At 31.9% G+C, this 13,516-nt stretch carries 19 protein-coding genes and 1 pseudogene; 17 read left to right on the plus strand and 3 right to left on the minus strand.

The features are described from left to right. Positions 1-161 precede the first annotated feature (161 nt). The 11 genes from KQI38_RS05435 to KQI38_RS05485 are packed head-to-tail and all read left to right on the plus strand — an operon-like array spanning position 162 to position 7,732. Complete coding sequence (locus tag KQI38_RS05435) at positions 162-770, plus strand: phage baseplate protein (protein WP_216556715.1); 609 nt, start codon at positions 162-164, stop codon at positions 768-770. Between the two features lie 8 nt (positions 771-778). After that, positions 779-1,105: a phage baseplate plug family protein gene (locus KQI38_RS05440; protein ID WP_216556717.1), complete on the plus strand. Its 327-nt coding sequence runs from the start codon at positions 779-781 to the stop codon at positions 1,103-1,105. After that, positions 1,092-1,886 carry a phage protein gene (locus tag KQI38_RS05445; RefSeq protein ID WP_216556719.1) on the plus strand — a complete coding sequence of 265 codons (795 nt, stop codon included), beginning with the start codon at positions 1,092-1,094 and terminating at the stop codon, positions 1,884-1,886. The genes KQI38_RS05440 and KQI38_RS05445 overlap by 14 nt, the downstream gene beginning before the upstream one ends. 11 nt (positions 1,887-1,897) lie before the next feature. Continuing rightward, on the plus strand, positions 1,898-2,584 hold the full coding sequence (locus tag KQI38_RS05450) for a Gp138 family membrane-puncturing spike protein (protein ID WP_216556721.1): 687 nt from the start codon (positions 1,898-1,900) through the stop codon (positions 2,582-2,584). Beyond that, complete coding sequence (locus KQI38_RS05455) at positions 2,581-2,943, plus strand: contractile injection system sheath initiator (protein ID WP_216556723.1); 363 nt, start codon at positions 2,581-2,583, stop codon at positions 2,941-2,943. Before KQI38_RS05450 ends, KQI38_RS05455 begins: the two co-directional genes overlap by 4 nt. Beyond that, positions 2,936-4,027, plus strand: coding sequence for a baseplate J/gp47 family protein (locus KQI38_RS05460; RefSeq protein ID WP_216556725.1), 1,092 nt, complete (start codon positions 2,936-2,938; stop codon positions 4,025-4,027). Before KQI38_RS05455 ends, KQI38_RS05460 begins: the two co-directional genes overlap by 8 nt. A gap of 1 nt (position 4,028) precedes the next feature. Beyond that, positions 4,029-5,564, plus strand: coding sequence for a hypothetical protein (locus KQI38_RS05465; RefSeq protein WP_216556727.1), 1,536 nt, complete (start codon positions 4,029-4,031; stop codon positions 5,562-5,564). Between the two features lie 3 nt (positions 5,565-5,567). Beyond that, positions 5,568-6,185, plus strand: coding sequence for a putative phage tail protein (locus tag KQI38_RS05470; protein WP_216556729.1), 618 nt, complete (start codon positions 5,568-5,570; stop codon positions 6,183-6,185). A gap of 6 nt (positions 6,186-6,191) precedes the next feature. Next, positions 6,192-7,187 carry a hypothetical protein gene (locus tag KQI38_RS05475; RefSeq protein ID WP_216556731.1) on the plus strand — a complete coding sequence of 332 codons (996 nt, stop codon included), beginning with the start codon at positions 6,192-6,194 and terminating at the stop codon, positions 7,185-7,187. A 1-nt stretch (position 7,188) separates the two neighbouring features. Next, positions 7,189-7,587 carry a hypothetical protein gene (locus tag KQI38_RS05480; protein WP_216556733.1) on the plus strand — a complete coding sequence of 133 codons (399 nt, stop codon included), beginning with the start codon at positions 7,189-7,191 and terminating at the stop codon, positions 7,585-7,587. Between the two features lies 1 nt (position 7,588). Then, positions 7,589-7,732: a hypothetical protein gene (locus KQI38_RS05485; RefSeq protein ID WP_216556735.1), complete on the plus strand. Its 144-nt coding sequence runs from the start codon at positions 7,589-7,591 to the stop codon at positions 7,730-7,732. A 36-nt stretch (positions 7,733-7,768) separates the two neighbouring features. On the opposite strand, the gene KQI38_RS05490 is transcribed toward KQI38_RS05485, so the two are convergent. Further along, positions 7,769-8,134 carry a hypothetical protein gene (locus KQI38_RS05490; RefSeq protein WP_216556737.1) on the minus strand — a complete coding sequence of 122 codons (366 nt, stop codon included), beginning with the start codon at positions 8,132-8,134 and terminating at the stop codon, positions 7,769-7,771. A 96-nt stretch (positions 8,135-8,230) separates the two neighbouring features. On the opposite strand from KQI38_RS05490, the gene KQI38_RS05495 reads away from it, so the two are divergent. The 3 genes from KQI38_RS05495 to KQI38_RS05505 are packed head-to-tail and all read left to right on the plus strand — an operon-like array spanning position 8,231 to position 9,538. Further along, on the plus strand, positions 8,231-8,458 hold the full coding sequence (locus KQI38_RS05495; RefSeq protein WP_216556739.1) for a BhlA/UviB family holin-like peptide: 228 nt from the start codon (positions 8,231-8,233) through the stop codon (positions 8,456-8,458). Between the two features lie 6 nt (positions 8,459-8,464). Next, positions 8,465-9,163 carry an N-acetylmuramoyl-L-alanine amidase gene (locus KQI38_RS05500; protein WP_216556741.1) on the plus strand — a complete coding sequence of 233 codons (699 nt, stop codon included), beginning with the start codon at positions 8,465-8,467 and terminating at the stop codon, positions 9,161-9,163. A 3-nt stretch (positions 9,164-9,166) separates the two neighbouring features. Then, positions 9,167-9,538 carry a hypothetical protein gene (locus KQI38_RS05505; protein WP_216556744.1) on the plus strand — a complete coding sequence of 124 codons (372 nt, stop codon included), beginning with the start codon at positions 9,167-9,169 and terminating at the stop codon, positions 9,536-9,538. Positions 9,539-9,575: 37 nt separating this feature from the next. On the opposite strand, the gene KQI38_RS05510 is transcribed toward KQI38_RS05505, so the two are convergent. Continuing rightward, positions 9,576-9,815, minus strand: a complete 240-nt coding sequence (locus KQI38_RS05510; RefSeq protein WP_216556746.1) for a hypothetical protein — start codon at positions 9,813-9,815, stop codon at positions 9,576-9,578. A 13-nt stretch (positions 9,816-9,828) separates the two neighbouring features. Continuing rightward, complete coding sequence (locus KQI38_RS05515) at positions 9,829-11,055, minus strand: DNA polymerase Y family protein (protein ID WP_216556748.1); 1,227 nt, start codon at positions 11,053-11,055, stop codon at positions 9,829-9,831. A 189-nt stretch (positions 11,056-11,244) separates the two neighbouring features. Here KQI38_RS05515 and KQI38_RS05520 point away from each other — a divergent pair, with 189 nt between their 5' ends. The 3 genes and pseudogenes from KQI38_RS05520 (at position 11,245) to KQI38_RS05530 (ending at position 13,400) form a co-directional block, all read left to right on the plus strand. Further along, positions 11,245-11,391 (plus strand): hypothetical protein, encoded by a 147-nt coding sequence (locus KQI38_RS05520; RefSeq protein ID WP_216556750.1) that lies wholly within the window; start codon positions 11,245-11,247, stop codon positions 11,389-11,391. A 59-nt stretch (positions 11,392-11,450) separates the two neighbouring features. Next, positions 11,451-11,828 (plus strand): annotated as a pseudogene (locus KQI38_RS05525) (manganese catalase family protein); the annotation flags it as partial. A gap of 165 nt (positions 11,829-11,993) precedes the next feature. Further along, complete coding sequence (locus KQI38_RS05530; protein ID WP_216556752.1) at positions 11,994-13,400, plus strand: sigma-54 interaction domain-containing protein; 1,407 nt, start codon at positions 11,994-11,996, stop codon at positions 13,398-13,400. Positions 13,401-13,516: the final 116 nt, after the last annotated feature.

Genomic DNA, 13,516 nt, shown 5'->3' on the forward strand with positions numbered 1-13,516 from the left:
AGAAGCTTGGATGGATGAGTCCTGTAGAATACAGACTTAGCCTTTCGGCTGCATAAAAAATAGCGTAGCAGTTCACAAAACTACTACGCTACAAAGTCTAACTTATTGGGGTCACATCATAATGTAGGTGCTTTTTCTATACCTGTAAAGTAGGTGATTATATGGAAAGAGCAAAGATAGGAGATATAGAAATATCAGTAGTATCTAGTGAAAATTTATCTAATAGAGCATTAGTGACAGAGAAACCAGTAGAAAAAGGTGAGAATGTTGCAGATCATACTAAAAAGCAACCTATAGTGATTGACTTAGTAGGAGCAGTAATAGGTGATGATGCAGCAGATAAACTCAGTAAGTTAATGAAGTTACAAAAAGATGGGACTTTACTAAAATATATTCATAGAAATGCTTTAAAAAATATGGTTATAGAGGATATCAATAGCGTTCATAGCTCTAAAACAAAGAATGGATTCACATTTAATATTAGACTAAAGCAAATAAGAATAGCTACTGCTAAAGAGGTGGAAATAAAAATTGCTTCACCTAAGGCTAAAACACAAGTAAAGCCAAAAACTAATAATGGATTGCAACAGCCTCAAGAGAAGTTGGTTTCTCCTGTTATTAAGCAAAGTACTACTAATGAAATAGTTAGTCAATCATTAGAAGATATTAGGACTGGCAACAGTACAAAAGCAATACTTGATTTATATCTTATGAAACCACCTAAGTCTAATTCTAGCATTGTACGAAATCCTAATATTCAAATACAGTAGGTGATAATATGGAATATATAAAAATTGATAAAGATTTAATACCATATGAGTTTGATATAGCATTAAAAGATGAGACTTTTAAATTTTTAATAAAATACAATTCATTACATGACTTTTTTACTATAGATTTATATAAAAATGATGAAATTATTGTATTAGGTGAAAAGCTTGTTTATGGTAAGCCTTTATTTTTATCTTGTTTGCACAAGAATATTCCAAAAGTATATATCCTTCCTTATGATATTTCTGGTAATGTAGATAGAATTACTTATGAAAATTTAGGTGAGCAAGTATTTCTATATCTAGTAGAGGATGATGAAGATGGAGTTCTATAGGCAAAAAGTAGAGCTAATGGCTGGTGGAAAAAGCTTTAATAATGAAGATTTTGAAATTGACTTTGTTGTTGAATTTGGAAATAGTTCAGAACCTAATATATCAAAGGTAATGATATATAACCTATCAGATCAAACTATAGCGGCCATAAGAGCCAAAGCATATATAATTATGAATTGCGGTTATGGAATGAGTGTAGGAAATATACTAACTGGCAAGGTAGATAAAGCAGAGACCTATTGGGAAGAAGTGGATAAAGTAACTGAAATTTATGTAGGTGATGGATCTTTTGAATGGAACTTTAAAAGAATTAACAAGACCTATGCCTCAGGTAGTACATCTAAGCTAATAGTTAGTGATTTAGCTAGCCAATTAGGATTAGAGATAGCAGAATTAAATCTAGAAAAAGATATAACATTCCCAAGGGGTAGATCTGTATCTGGGGCTACTCAATATGAATTAAGAAAACTTGTTAGTGAAACTGGGTCTAGGGTCTTTATTGATAAAGGTAAACTATATATAAGACCTAAGAATAAAGGGACAGTGACAGGATTTGTTTTAAATGTTGATACTGGTCTTATAGAAAGTCCTCAAAAGATAACTGAAGAAGATAAGAAAGGTAATAGTATAAATAAGTATAATGTTAGATGTCTACTAAATCATAAGATTACAACTGATAGTATTTTAGTAATAGAATCCAAAACAGCTAATGGTAAATTTAGAGTTGTTAAAGGTAGACATACAGGAGACTTCATCACTGAATGTGAAGTTGTCCCAATGTAGGAGGTGGTTATATGAGTGAAGTATCTAAATTCTTTGATGGTTTACTTAGTGGATATACGGATCATAACCATAATTGTATGTTGGCCAAGGTGAAAAAGTTTGATCATAAGAAGATGAAAGCAGAGGTAATCCCTTTATTCAAATATAAATCAAATAATGGAACAGTAGAAAACAGGAAACCACTTATAGAGGTTCCTGTTTCTTTTATGTATGCTAATGGATTTTTTATCAGACCTCCATTAGTACCAGGAGATTTGGTGGTATTAATAATTAGTGATGAGGATATGGATAAAGTCCTTATGTCAGGAGAGGAAGAAGAGCCAAATACAAGTAGAAAGAATGATTTATCTGATGCTATTGTATTAGCTGGTTGGCAAAAGTTTACTGAGGAACTTCCTATTCCAGATGGGAATGAAAAAGATTTAGTAATAAGCAATAAAGATACTACTTTTTCAATTGTTATAAAAGAAGATGGAAAGATAGAAGTTGAAAGTAATAATGAAATAACTGTAAAATCTCCCCATATAAAAACTAGTGGAAATGTCCTTTTAGGTGATTTTGGAGCAAGTGAAGGAGTACCTCTTGGGGATTCATTAAAAGCATGGTTAGATACTCATACTCATCCTGCTCCAGGAGGGGAAACGGGAAGTCCTAGTTCTCAAAGTCCTGATCCAAGTCGGGTGGTGAAAACCATATGAAAACTTTTAAAATAGTAAACAATGACTTAGTATTTGATGGACAAAATAACTTGGTCATGGTAGAAGGGCAGGATGAAGAAATTCAATCAATTGAAAGGATACTAACAACTAATACTGGTGAATGGTTTTTAAATATATTACATGGGCTTGATTATAAGGAAATCCAAGGCAAAGGAAAAACTAAAGAAGGTATAAAACTAGCATTGATTGAAGCGATTTATCAGGAGCCAAGAGTTGAGAATATAGAGTTCATTGAAGTAAAAATGAATAATCAGCATAGAAGATTAGATGTAATATTTAATATATTGATGAAATCAGGCAATTATGTATCTGGCAAGGAGGTGGTGAGTATTGGATAGGTTTGGTGTAACAAGTAATGGATTTAGTAGAAAAGGATATTTAGATATTTTAGGCAGTATGGAAACAAGGGCAAGAGAGTTGTTTGGAGAAGATATAAATTTATCTGAAAGATCACCCCTTGGAATGTTTCTTCAGACGATATCATGGGAGATTAGTAATGTATGGGCAGAAATGGAAAATTCACACTATAATAGTTCTACATTAAATGCTAATGGTAATCCTTTAGATGATGCAGTAAGTAACTTTGGAAGATATCGATTTCAAGGTGTTAAGTCTAGGGGAAAGATAAAAATCTTTGGAAACAATGGGACAATAATTCAGAAAGGTTTTCTTTTAGCTACAAAAGATAAACTAATGTACGAGATAATAGATACTGTGACTATATTAGAAAGCGAAGTTATTGCATATATACAGGCAGTAGAAATAGGAGTTAAATACAATGTTCCAGCAAATACAATCTCAGAAATAATTAATCCTATAGCAGGTGTCAGAAGTGTAACAAACATAGAACCTACAACAGGAGGAGCAGACATAGAAAGAGATGACTCTTTAAGAATAAGGCATTTAGAGGCTTTAAGAAAACCAACAACAGGTGACAATGTTTCTCAATATGAGGTATGGGCTAGAGAAGTAAACGGTGTCGGTAATATAAAAGTACTACCTATAACTCCTATGAAAGGCTATGTAACTATAGTCATTACTGATGTAAATAATCAACAAGCTAATAATAAATTACTAGAGGATGTTTATAATCACATAGATAAATTAAGGCCTGTTAATGCAGGCATTTATGTTAAATCAGCAATAGCAAAAGAAATAAGCATTAGTGCAAGGGTCAAATTAGCAGAAGGCTATACGATACAAAAAGTTAAAAGCGAGCTTGATGAATCTATAAAATCGTATTTTGGGATTATTGCATTGAAAGAAACATATGTAAGCTATGCTCAGATTGGAAGGATTTTATTAGAAACTATAGGAATTATAGACTATGATAACCTAACTGTAGGTGGAAATGTAGCCAATATTGCATTAGAGAATATAGAAATACCTACACTAGGAGACATTCTCTTGGAGGTGATATAGATTGTTTATAGAGAAACTAAATAGGAAACAAAGTGGAGTTTACGTATTAGAAGAAGAAAAGACAGTAATTAATGGTATTTGGGAAGGATATCTGGATCATGATAATGTTAATCATAAGTCTATATCAATCTATACTGGTTCTAAATTAACAGGAGAAAAGGTAGAAAACTGTTTTATATCTACTCCTTCAGAAGCTCCATGGAAAACTCATATAAAGATATTTTCTAGTTCTCCTAAGGTCTATGTAGTATATGAGTCAACTGGTGATCAAGTAGAAGCTGAAGATATAAATGAATTACAGGATGAATTAGTAAATGAAATTAATAGAGCAACGACTGCTGAGCAAATATTAGGAGAGAATCTAAATGCTGAAATATTAAGATCAACAAATGCTGAAAATTTACTAAATAATAATTTAAATAATGAAATTACAAGAGCAAAAGGAGTAGAATCAGGACTTGAAAGCAAGAAGTCAGATAAGACATATGTAGATATTGAATTAAATAAAAAAGCTGATAAATTTAACACATATACTAAAGAAGAAACAGATAGTAGAATTCAAAAAATAGTAGGAGCTGCACCAGAGGCTTTAGACACTCTTCAAGAAATCGCAATAGCATTAAATAATGATAAGGATTTCGCAGGAACTATGACTAATGAATTAGCAAAGAAAGTAGACAAAGTACCGGGTAAAGGGCTATCTGATGAAAACTATACAGCTACAGAAAAATCCAAACTTGCAGGTATAGCAGAAAATGCTAATAACTATGTACATCCATCTACTCATCCAGCGAGCATGATAATCGAAAGTAGTACAAAGAGGTTCATAACTGATACAGAGAGAAGTAATTGGAATGATGCTAATAGTAAGAAGCATGAACATAGCAATAAAACTGTAATAGATAAAATAACTCAAGCCTTATTAGATGCTTGGGATAGTGCAGTAACTCATATCTCAGATACTATTAAACATATTACATCTACTGAAAGGGCTAAATGGAATACAGTAGATAATAAAGCTGACAAGACTTATGTAGACAATACATTTGCAACGAAGCAAGATTTAGGTAATGCAGGATATGGGGATATGCTTAAGTCTGTCTATGATACTAATAACGATGGAAAAGTTGATAAAGCAGGGCTTGCTGATAGCGTTCCTTGGAGTGGAGTAACTGGAAAGCCTAGTACATTCTCACCAAGTACACATAGCCATGATTCTATAAGTGTGGTTGATACTAGAAGTATAAATGAAACTCCTGCTGAGTTATTGGCTGGTGGAAGAATTCTAAAATGCGAACTAAAGTCAAGAGCAATTATTGGAAATCCTCCTGTAAATGCATGTGCAAATAGTTCTTATGCTCATCTTATAACTATAGTTGGGTGGAGTAATTCATCTGGAGGATATCCTGTACAAGTAACTTTTGGCAAATCATCAATGGCAATTAGAATAGGTATTTCTGATACTGCGTGGAGTTCGTGGATGGAGTATAGGACAATCACTGGTGGCGTTACCTGGAATGACCTCAAGGGAGTGTAGTCTATGTCATATGGATCTAGTAAATATGGTGAGTATGCATATGGGGAAGAGGGTAGATTTATTCCTCCAACAGATGAATATAAAGTTAATCTAATGAGGTACTTAACATCGAATTATCAGGAAGGAAGTAATATAAAAAAATTGATGCAAATAATTGAGTTGGAGTTAGGGGAGTTAAAATATTATAGCATTAGTCTAGGCGAACAAAACTCAATAGATAAAGCAACATGGGGCTTAAATATGTGGGAAGATATTTTAGGAATAGAATACAATCCTTCAATGACATTAGAAAACAGACGAGAAATAATAAAAGCTAAACTCCGAGGTAGAGGGACTACAACTAAGGCAATGATAAAAAATACAGCCGAAGCTTTCAGTGGTGGGGAAGTTGACGTAATAGAGTATCCTGAGGAATATTATTTTGTCGTAAAGTTTATTGGAATTAAAGGAATACCTAGAAATATGCAAGGATTTATAGATATGCTAGAGACAATTAAACCAGCTCATTTGGGATATGAATTTAAGTATACCTACACCGTATGGAATAACTTACTACCGATAACATGGAATAAGGCTAAAGAAAGCACTTGGGATGAGTTAAAAGTATATGAAGGAGAGTGATAAAAAATGAAATATACAACTAATTATAATTTAAACAAGCCAGAAGGTACAGATGTAGTAAACATTGAAGACTTAAATGCTAATATGGACACTATAGATACTGAATTAGCTAAAAAAGTAGATAAAGTATCAGGCAAAGGGTTAAGTACAAATGATTATACCACAACAGAAAAAAATAAATTGGCTGGGATAGCAGCTGGTGCAAATAATTATATCCATCCATCAACACATCCTGCTAGCATGATAGGAGAAGAAGCAAATAAAAAATTTATGACAGATGCAGAAAGGTCGAAGTTAGCAGGGATTGAAGCAGGTGCTACTAATTATGTTCATCCATCTACCCACCCGGCAAGTATGATAGTAGAGGCTGTAGATAAAAGATTTATGAAAGATGCTGAAAGAATAAAATTGGCGGGAATAGAGGATGGAGCTAATAAGTATATCCATCCAGGTTCAGGCACTAATCCTCATGGAACAACTAAAAGTGATGTAGGGTTGGGTTCTGTATTGAATCATGGGATTGCTACTCAAGCAGAGGCGGAGGCAGGAACAAGTAATGTTAAATATATGACTCCCCTTAGAGTAAAAGAATTACTTGATGCTAATGTAGGATATAGTGCTGTATATAAAGCAGGTTATTCAGCGGTATTGGCCCCGGGAGCAACTGATATAATCAGAATTCCATTAGGATATACACCCAAAAAATTTGTGACTATATCTTCCAATAAGTTGGAAGCAGACGTCCAAAATAATTTTATCATACATTATGCTATAGACAGTGGTTTGTGTTCTGTGATAACAAGTCAGAATCAATCGACACCTAACCCACTTCATATTTATGTGATATCCAATATTGGATTATCATCAATTCAATTTGCAGGTTCAGCGTTCATGTTTAAATCTGTAAAGGTGGTGGGAGATGCGGTTGAAATCGAAATAACGAAGGGAAGTACCGGGGGTACAACTTATACAAAGTATGCGTTATTAGTGGAGGGGATGTAATATGTTAATTAATAAAAACGAGTATCTAATAAATAATAAATATCCTAATACCAATTGGGCAGATGAAGAAGGATATTTTATTATAGATGAAACTACAGAAGATGGAAAACGAATGGCACAAATGTATATAGAAAATTATCCTTTAGTAGATTTTGAACATGATGGAGAATTTGTTACAAAAGTAATCGTATTAGAGAAACCAAGTAGACCACCAGATATTGTGGGGAAAAGAATAGAGTTAGTAAAAAATGATTTAAGAGAATGGGAATATGTTTATGTAGATATTCCTCTTACAAAAGAAGAATTGAGAATCAAAGAACTAGAGCAACAATTACTAGAAGTACAACAATATATTATTAATAAGGAAGCAGAAGAGTTATTAAAACAAGGAGGAATGTAAAATGTTATATAATCTATTGAACAATTTAATTAATGCAGGTAAATATGAAAAGGAGGACATGACTAACAAATTAGATGTATTTTTTACATTTAATAGGATTACATCAGAGCAGTATCAAGAATTATTAGAGAAAGTTAATAAATAATCCAAGAAGGGCAATAGACTAGACAATAGCCTTTTTTTATTGCCCTTTTAGAATTTTTTTAGTTTGAATAGCCAAAAGAACATCATTATCTTGTTGAAACAAAAAAATACGCATATTCCTGCTATCCTTTACTGCTTCTATGAGAAGTGGTTCATTAATAAAGGTTATATCCCAAGAATCATCTTTAAATATCTTTGTATATTCCTTTATAACCTGTTCTTGAGTTGAGTCCTTTATTATATAAGTTGCAGTAGTATATTCATTTTCTTTTTTAGCTTGATGAGAAATTTCAACAAATTCCATATTAGGATGAGTAGGCAAAGATGTAAATTCATTAGTATTGTTCTTACAAGCTACTAAAGTAAAAATACAGATAAATATTACAAAAATTATCTTTTTCATATTAACACCTCCGGTGTTAGTATTAACAAAAAACTAGTATTATATGATTAAAAAGAGACTAATACAAAAAAATTAATATAATTTTGGAGGTGGGGTATGGAAAAATCACTAATGGATCTAGCCGCAGCTAATGGAATATGGGCTGCTCTTTTTGTTTTTCTTTTTATATACGTACTTTATGACAGTAGAAGAAGAGAAGGTAAATATCAAGAAACTATTCATGATAATCAAATTATTATCAAGGAGCTTTCTAATAAATTTGGAATAGTTGATGCTATAAAAGATGATGTTTCTTTTATAAAAGATGAATTGAAACGGAGGTGATAAAATATGAGTAATTTTAGATTTCTTACTATAGAAGAATTAATTAAAGAGCTAGACAAATATCCATTCAAGCAGCTCCACATTCACCATACATGGAAGCCGGCACATAGTTCTTTTAAAGGCAACAATCATATAGCCATGCAGCAAAGTATGAAAGATTTTCACACAAAAAGTAATGGATGGAGTAACATAGGACAACATCTAACATTGTTTCCTGATGGTACCTGGTTGACCGGAAGACCATTTAATATTGCTCCTGCGTCAATTAAAAATTGGAATACTGGAGCTTTAGCTGTAGAAATGGTAGGAAACTTTGATATACCAGGTACTGGTGTAGAAAATAACCTTGGATATGACAAGTTAGAGAGCAAGCAGAAAGAAGAGATGTTGAAGTTAATCAAATATTTCATATACAAATATGGAGAATCTAGTATCAAATTTCATAGAGAAGGACCAGGTGCAAATAAGACTTGTCCAGGGACATCCCTAGATAAAAATAAATTAATCCAGGAGGCTAAGGCTATGGAAGAAAAACAAGATATAAGAGTAGACTTACCAATGGTACTACATGGTAGAGAAAAATCATTAAAAGCAATACTATATCAGCAAAGCTATCATGTTTCTATCAGGACAATATTAGAAATGCTTGGCTATAAAGTAGATTACAAAGATGGTAAAGTTCACGTAGAATATAAGGAGGAATAAATAATGTTTAATGAATTTATGAGTTTAGAAGTATTAGCAACTTTTGCAGGGTTGGTAGCTGCAGTATCAATTATAGTTCAATTTACTAAATCAATCATAAAAAAGAAATTTGGAGACCCAATAGTAAGGCTATATGCTTTTATTGTAGCATTAGTACTTACTTTTATTTTCGCCAATTCTGGTCCAGGAGCAGAAGGAATATTGCTTACAATAATTAATGCAATTCTTGTATCTATAGCAAGTATGGGTGGATATGAAATATTAGCAGATCCTAGAGCAGAGAAAGAGCGAAAAGATAGAGAGAATAAAGATATTGATGAAACAGAGTATGATAAAGTTAATTTTGCTAGTGAATTGCAGAGGAAAGTTGAATAAGTAAAATAATAGGCCCTGGATTATCCCAGGGCTTTTTTTATTGCTTGAATAAGTACCATATCTTAGATTTAAGTTCATATTTAAGCTCGTATATGTCTTTTCCATTATGCTGACAGACAAATATTATACGGTTATTACCTACTATCTTTTCCTCATAAGATTTCATCACTTTCTCCACATTAACTACTAGATCATCTAGTCTAAATCTAACAGGTTCAATATTCCCATTTGGATAAAAAATTGCCATGACTTTAATAGGCTGATTAATAATTTTCATGTTATCACTCTTTCTATAAAATACTAGTCATACCTGGATACTCATCATCTGGATATCCACCAAGGATAGGTTGTAAATCGGTATTAGCAAATACACCTCTCATTATAGCTGTGTCTCCATATTTTTCTCGTAAACTATCAATAACTTTATCAAGTTTGCTATTGCTTTGATTGTTAAAGAAGTTCATTTGTTGCATATCAGAGCAGCATAAATCAGAGACAGATACTCCTAATTGGCGAATAGGACTTTTATCCCACACTTCATCAAATAGAATACATATATTTTTATAAATTTCATTTGTAGAGTCAGTCGAGTAAATCAATCTTCTCTGATGTGATACATGAGAAAATATCGAATTTTTGATACTAATTCTTACTACCCTACACACCATATTTGCTTTTCTTAATCTCCAAGCTGTCATTTCTACAAGACTCAAGATTACTGCATGAGCCGTTTCTTTATCCTCTACATCAAACTTAATAGTAGAGCTATTACCAATACTTTTAATAGTAGAACTAGCATTAAAAGTAGAGTGATCAATTCCATTTGCATAATCATGTATTACTTTGCCATGAGATTTAAAGAATGAATAAAGCAAATTTAAATCAGTATTAGCTAATTCTCCAATGGTATAAATATTTAGATTGTTTAATTTTTCCTTTGTTTTTCTTCCAACCATATAGAGATCACCAACTGGTAATGGCCATAACTTATATTTTATCTCTTCTAGAAAGCATGTGTGAACCATATCTGGCTTTTGAAAATCTCCGGCCATTTTAGCAAGTAATTTGTTTTCAGAAATTCCGACGTTTACGGTATATCCAAATATATCTTTTATTTCATCCTTAATTTTATAAGCTAATTGAATGCCCTTTTCTCTGGAGGTTTTAGTAAATTTCATGAAGCACTCATCTATACTAAAGACCTGAACATCAGAAGTATAGGTATGTAAAAAATCATATAGTGCCTGAGATGCCTGCACATATATCTTGTAATTCGGAGGTACAACAAGAAGATTAGGGCATTTCTGTCTTGCTGAATACAAAGACTCTCCTGTTTGTATTTTATATTTTTTAGCAAGCATGGATTTTGCGAGTACTATTCCATGGCGATTTTCTTCGTTGCCCCCAATAACAGAAGCAACAGTTCTTATGTCTCGATCTATGCCTAGTTGTTTTTCATATGCAGCTGTCCATGAAAGAAACGCAGAATTTACATCAATATGCATAATAATATTCATTCATATACACCTCAAATCAAAACATTAGTTCTGAACGTCTGTTTGCATATAGTATATCATAATTTATTAAAATTAAAAGTATTATTTTTGTAAAGATTGAAATAATTGACAGATAAAAAAATAGCTTAATCTTTTTATAATTTAAAGGAGTTTTGAAATTTATATAGAATAGTATATTCAGGTGATCATATGGATGATAAGAGAGTAAAAATAAAAAATATATTAATTTTGGTGTTAGTGTTTATTATAGGTTTTGGCGTAGGAATGCATTTTGCTTTTCAAACAGTATTTAATAGATTTGAAAGACATGGTATTGAAGTTAATCTATTTCCATGATTAAGCAATCAATGATATATTTCTAACTATATCATTGATAACCTAGTGGTACAGAAGAGCTAGCTCATTGGGAGATAATTGGAACCTTAGTATGGAGATTAGTAAAAGATGCACCAGTACATCAAATAAAAGGAACGCCATTTGAAGCTCATTATGTAAATCACGGTAAGAGTCCTTTCCCTCATAATGCTGGAGGGCAAGCTTGGACAGCTGGATATATTCAGTCAAAAGCTGATCCAGTGGCAGATTTACACGAAGATATGGCAGCAGAAGAAAAAGCAAGATCAACTTATGAATATTTAATTAGGGTAAGTGATGACCCAGGAGTAACTGATACATTAAGATTTTTAAGGGAAAGAGAAATAGTCCATTTCCAAAGATTTGGAGAAACATTAAGGATAGTACAGGAGTATTTGGATTGTAAGAAATATTATTAAAAGTGAATATAGAAAAAAGTTAAGGGCTCATATCTGCAATGGATATGAGCCTTTTTGTGACAAGATTTTGACGAGAAAAAGATATTTTAGATCATACGTTAGCTATTTGCCATAAGTTATATCTATATTATATAATAAGACTATAGACAAGCTGGAGGGTGAAAAATGAAAGATAACAATTATCTAACCAATATGAATTACGTAGATGCCATAATGATAGTAGATAGACATGGAAAAATTGTATATTCTGTGAGATATAATCCTAGATTTGATAGTAGTGGTTGTGAGGATGATCTTGAGAATATATTAAATAGAAATTTTTTAGAAGTATATTCTGGTATTAACCCCAAAGATAGTACTATGATTAGATGTATTAATGAAGGAAAGCCGATTTATTTATCAGAGCAGGTATTTAGCGATTATAAGGGAAGGATTATAAATACTCAAAATCTTACAATACCAATAATAAAAAGTGGAAAAATTCTTGGTGCAATAGAACTATCTAAAGATATAACCAAGATCGAAGAGCAGATAAAAAGTAAAGGTTATTCCTTTAAAACAGATTCCGTTAGATACAAAAGAATACAGGGACCTATATATACTTTTGAAGATATAATTACGTCAAATAAGGAAATGTTACATAATATAGAAAAGGCAAAAATAATATCAAATAATACATCCTCAGTTATAGTCTATGGAGAGACAGGAACAGGTAAGGAGCTATACGTTCAATCAATTCACAATTATAGCAGTAGAAGAAATAAACCATTCATAGTGCAGAACTGCGCCGCACTTCCTGAAAATCTATTTGAATCTATATTATTTGGCTCAGTTAAAGGAGCTTTTACTGGTGCTATAGATAAGCCAGGTTTATTTGAAGAAGCTCATGGAGGAACATTATTCTTAGATGAAGTGAATTCTATGCCTCTAAATCTACAAGCAAAATTACTTAGGGTATTACAGGATGGCAGGGTTCGTAGAGTAGGAGGTAGTCAAGAAAAGGAAGTAGACGTAAGAATAATTGCAGCAATGAATATAGAGCCAGTCAAGGCTATGGAATTAGGACAAATTAGGGAGGATTTATTCTATAGGTTATGTGGAATAAGTTTAAAACTACTGTCACTCAGGGAACGAAAAGAAGATATAATGGTATATGTTGAATATTTTATAAATCTTTACAATGCGAAATATAGCAAGGGGATAATCGGTATATCTAATGAAGTAATGAAATTGTTTCTTGAATACAATTGGCCCGGAAATGTAAGAGAACTTCAGCATGTAATAGAATCCTCAATTCATTTTGTAGGAAATAATGAAGAAATAAAATTAGATCATCTTCCAGTATATTTAAACGATAAGATTAATAAAGAGAATGATGATTTTATTGAGGATAATTTCGATATAAGTTGTGCTACATCTTTAGATGAAATGCTTGAAGGAATAGAAAAACAAATGATAAATAAAGCTTTAGAAAGTACAGGAGGTAATATAACTAGAGCTGCTTCATTATTAAAAATAACTAGGCAAAGATTACACTATAAACTTGATAAATATGGGATAGATTTTAATTGATGTTAAAAAAATAGCAAAAAAATTTTCACTGGGTGACAGATTTCTGTCACCTTTATTATATTTTATTATCTTTTAATAACCAAAATAGGGCTTTAACAGTTGGCATAGCTTTTGCA

The organism is Tissierella carlieri (assembly GCF_018917285.1).
GTDB lineage: Bacteria > Bacillota > Clostridia > Tissierellales > Tissierellaceae > Tissierella > Tissierella carlieri.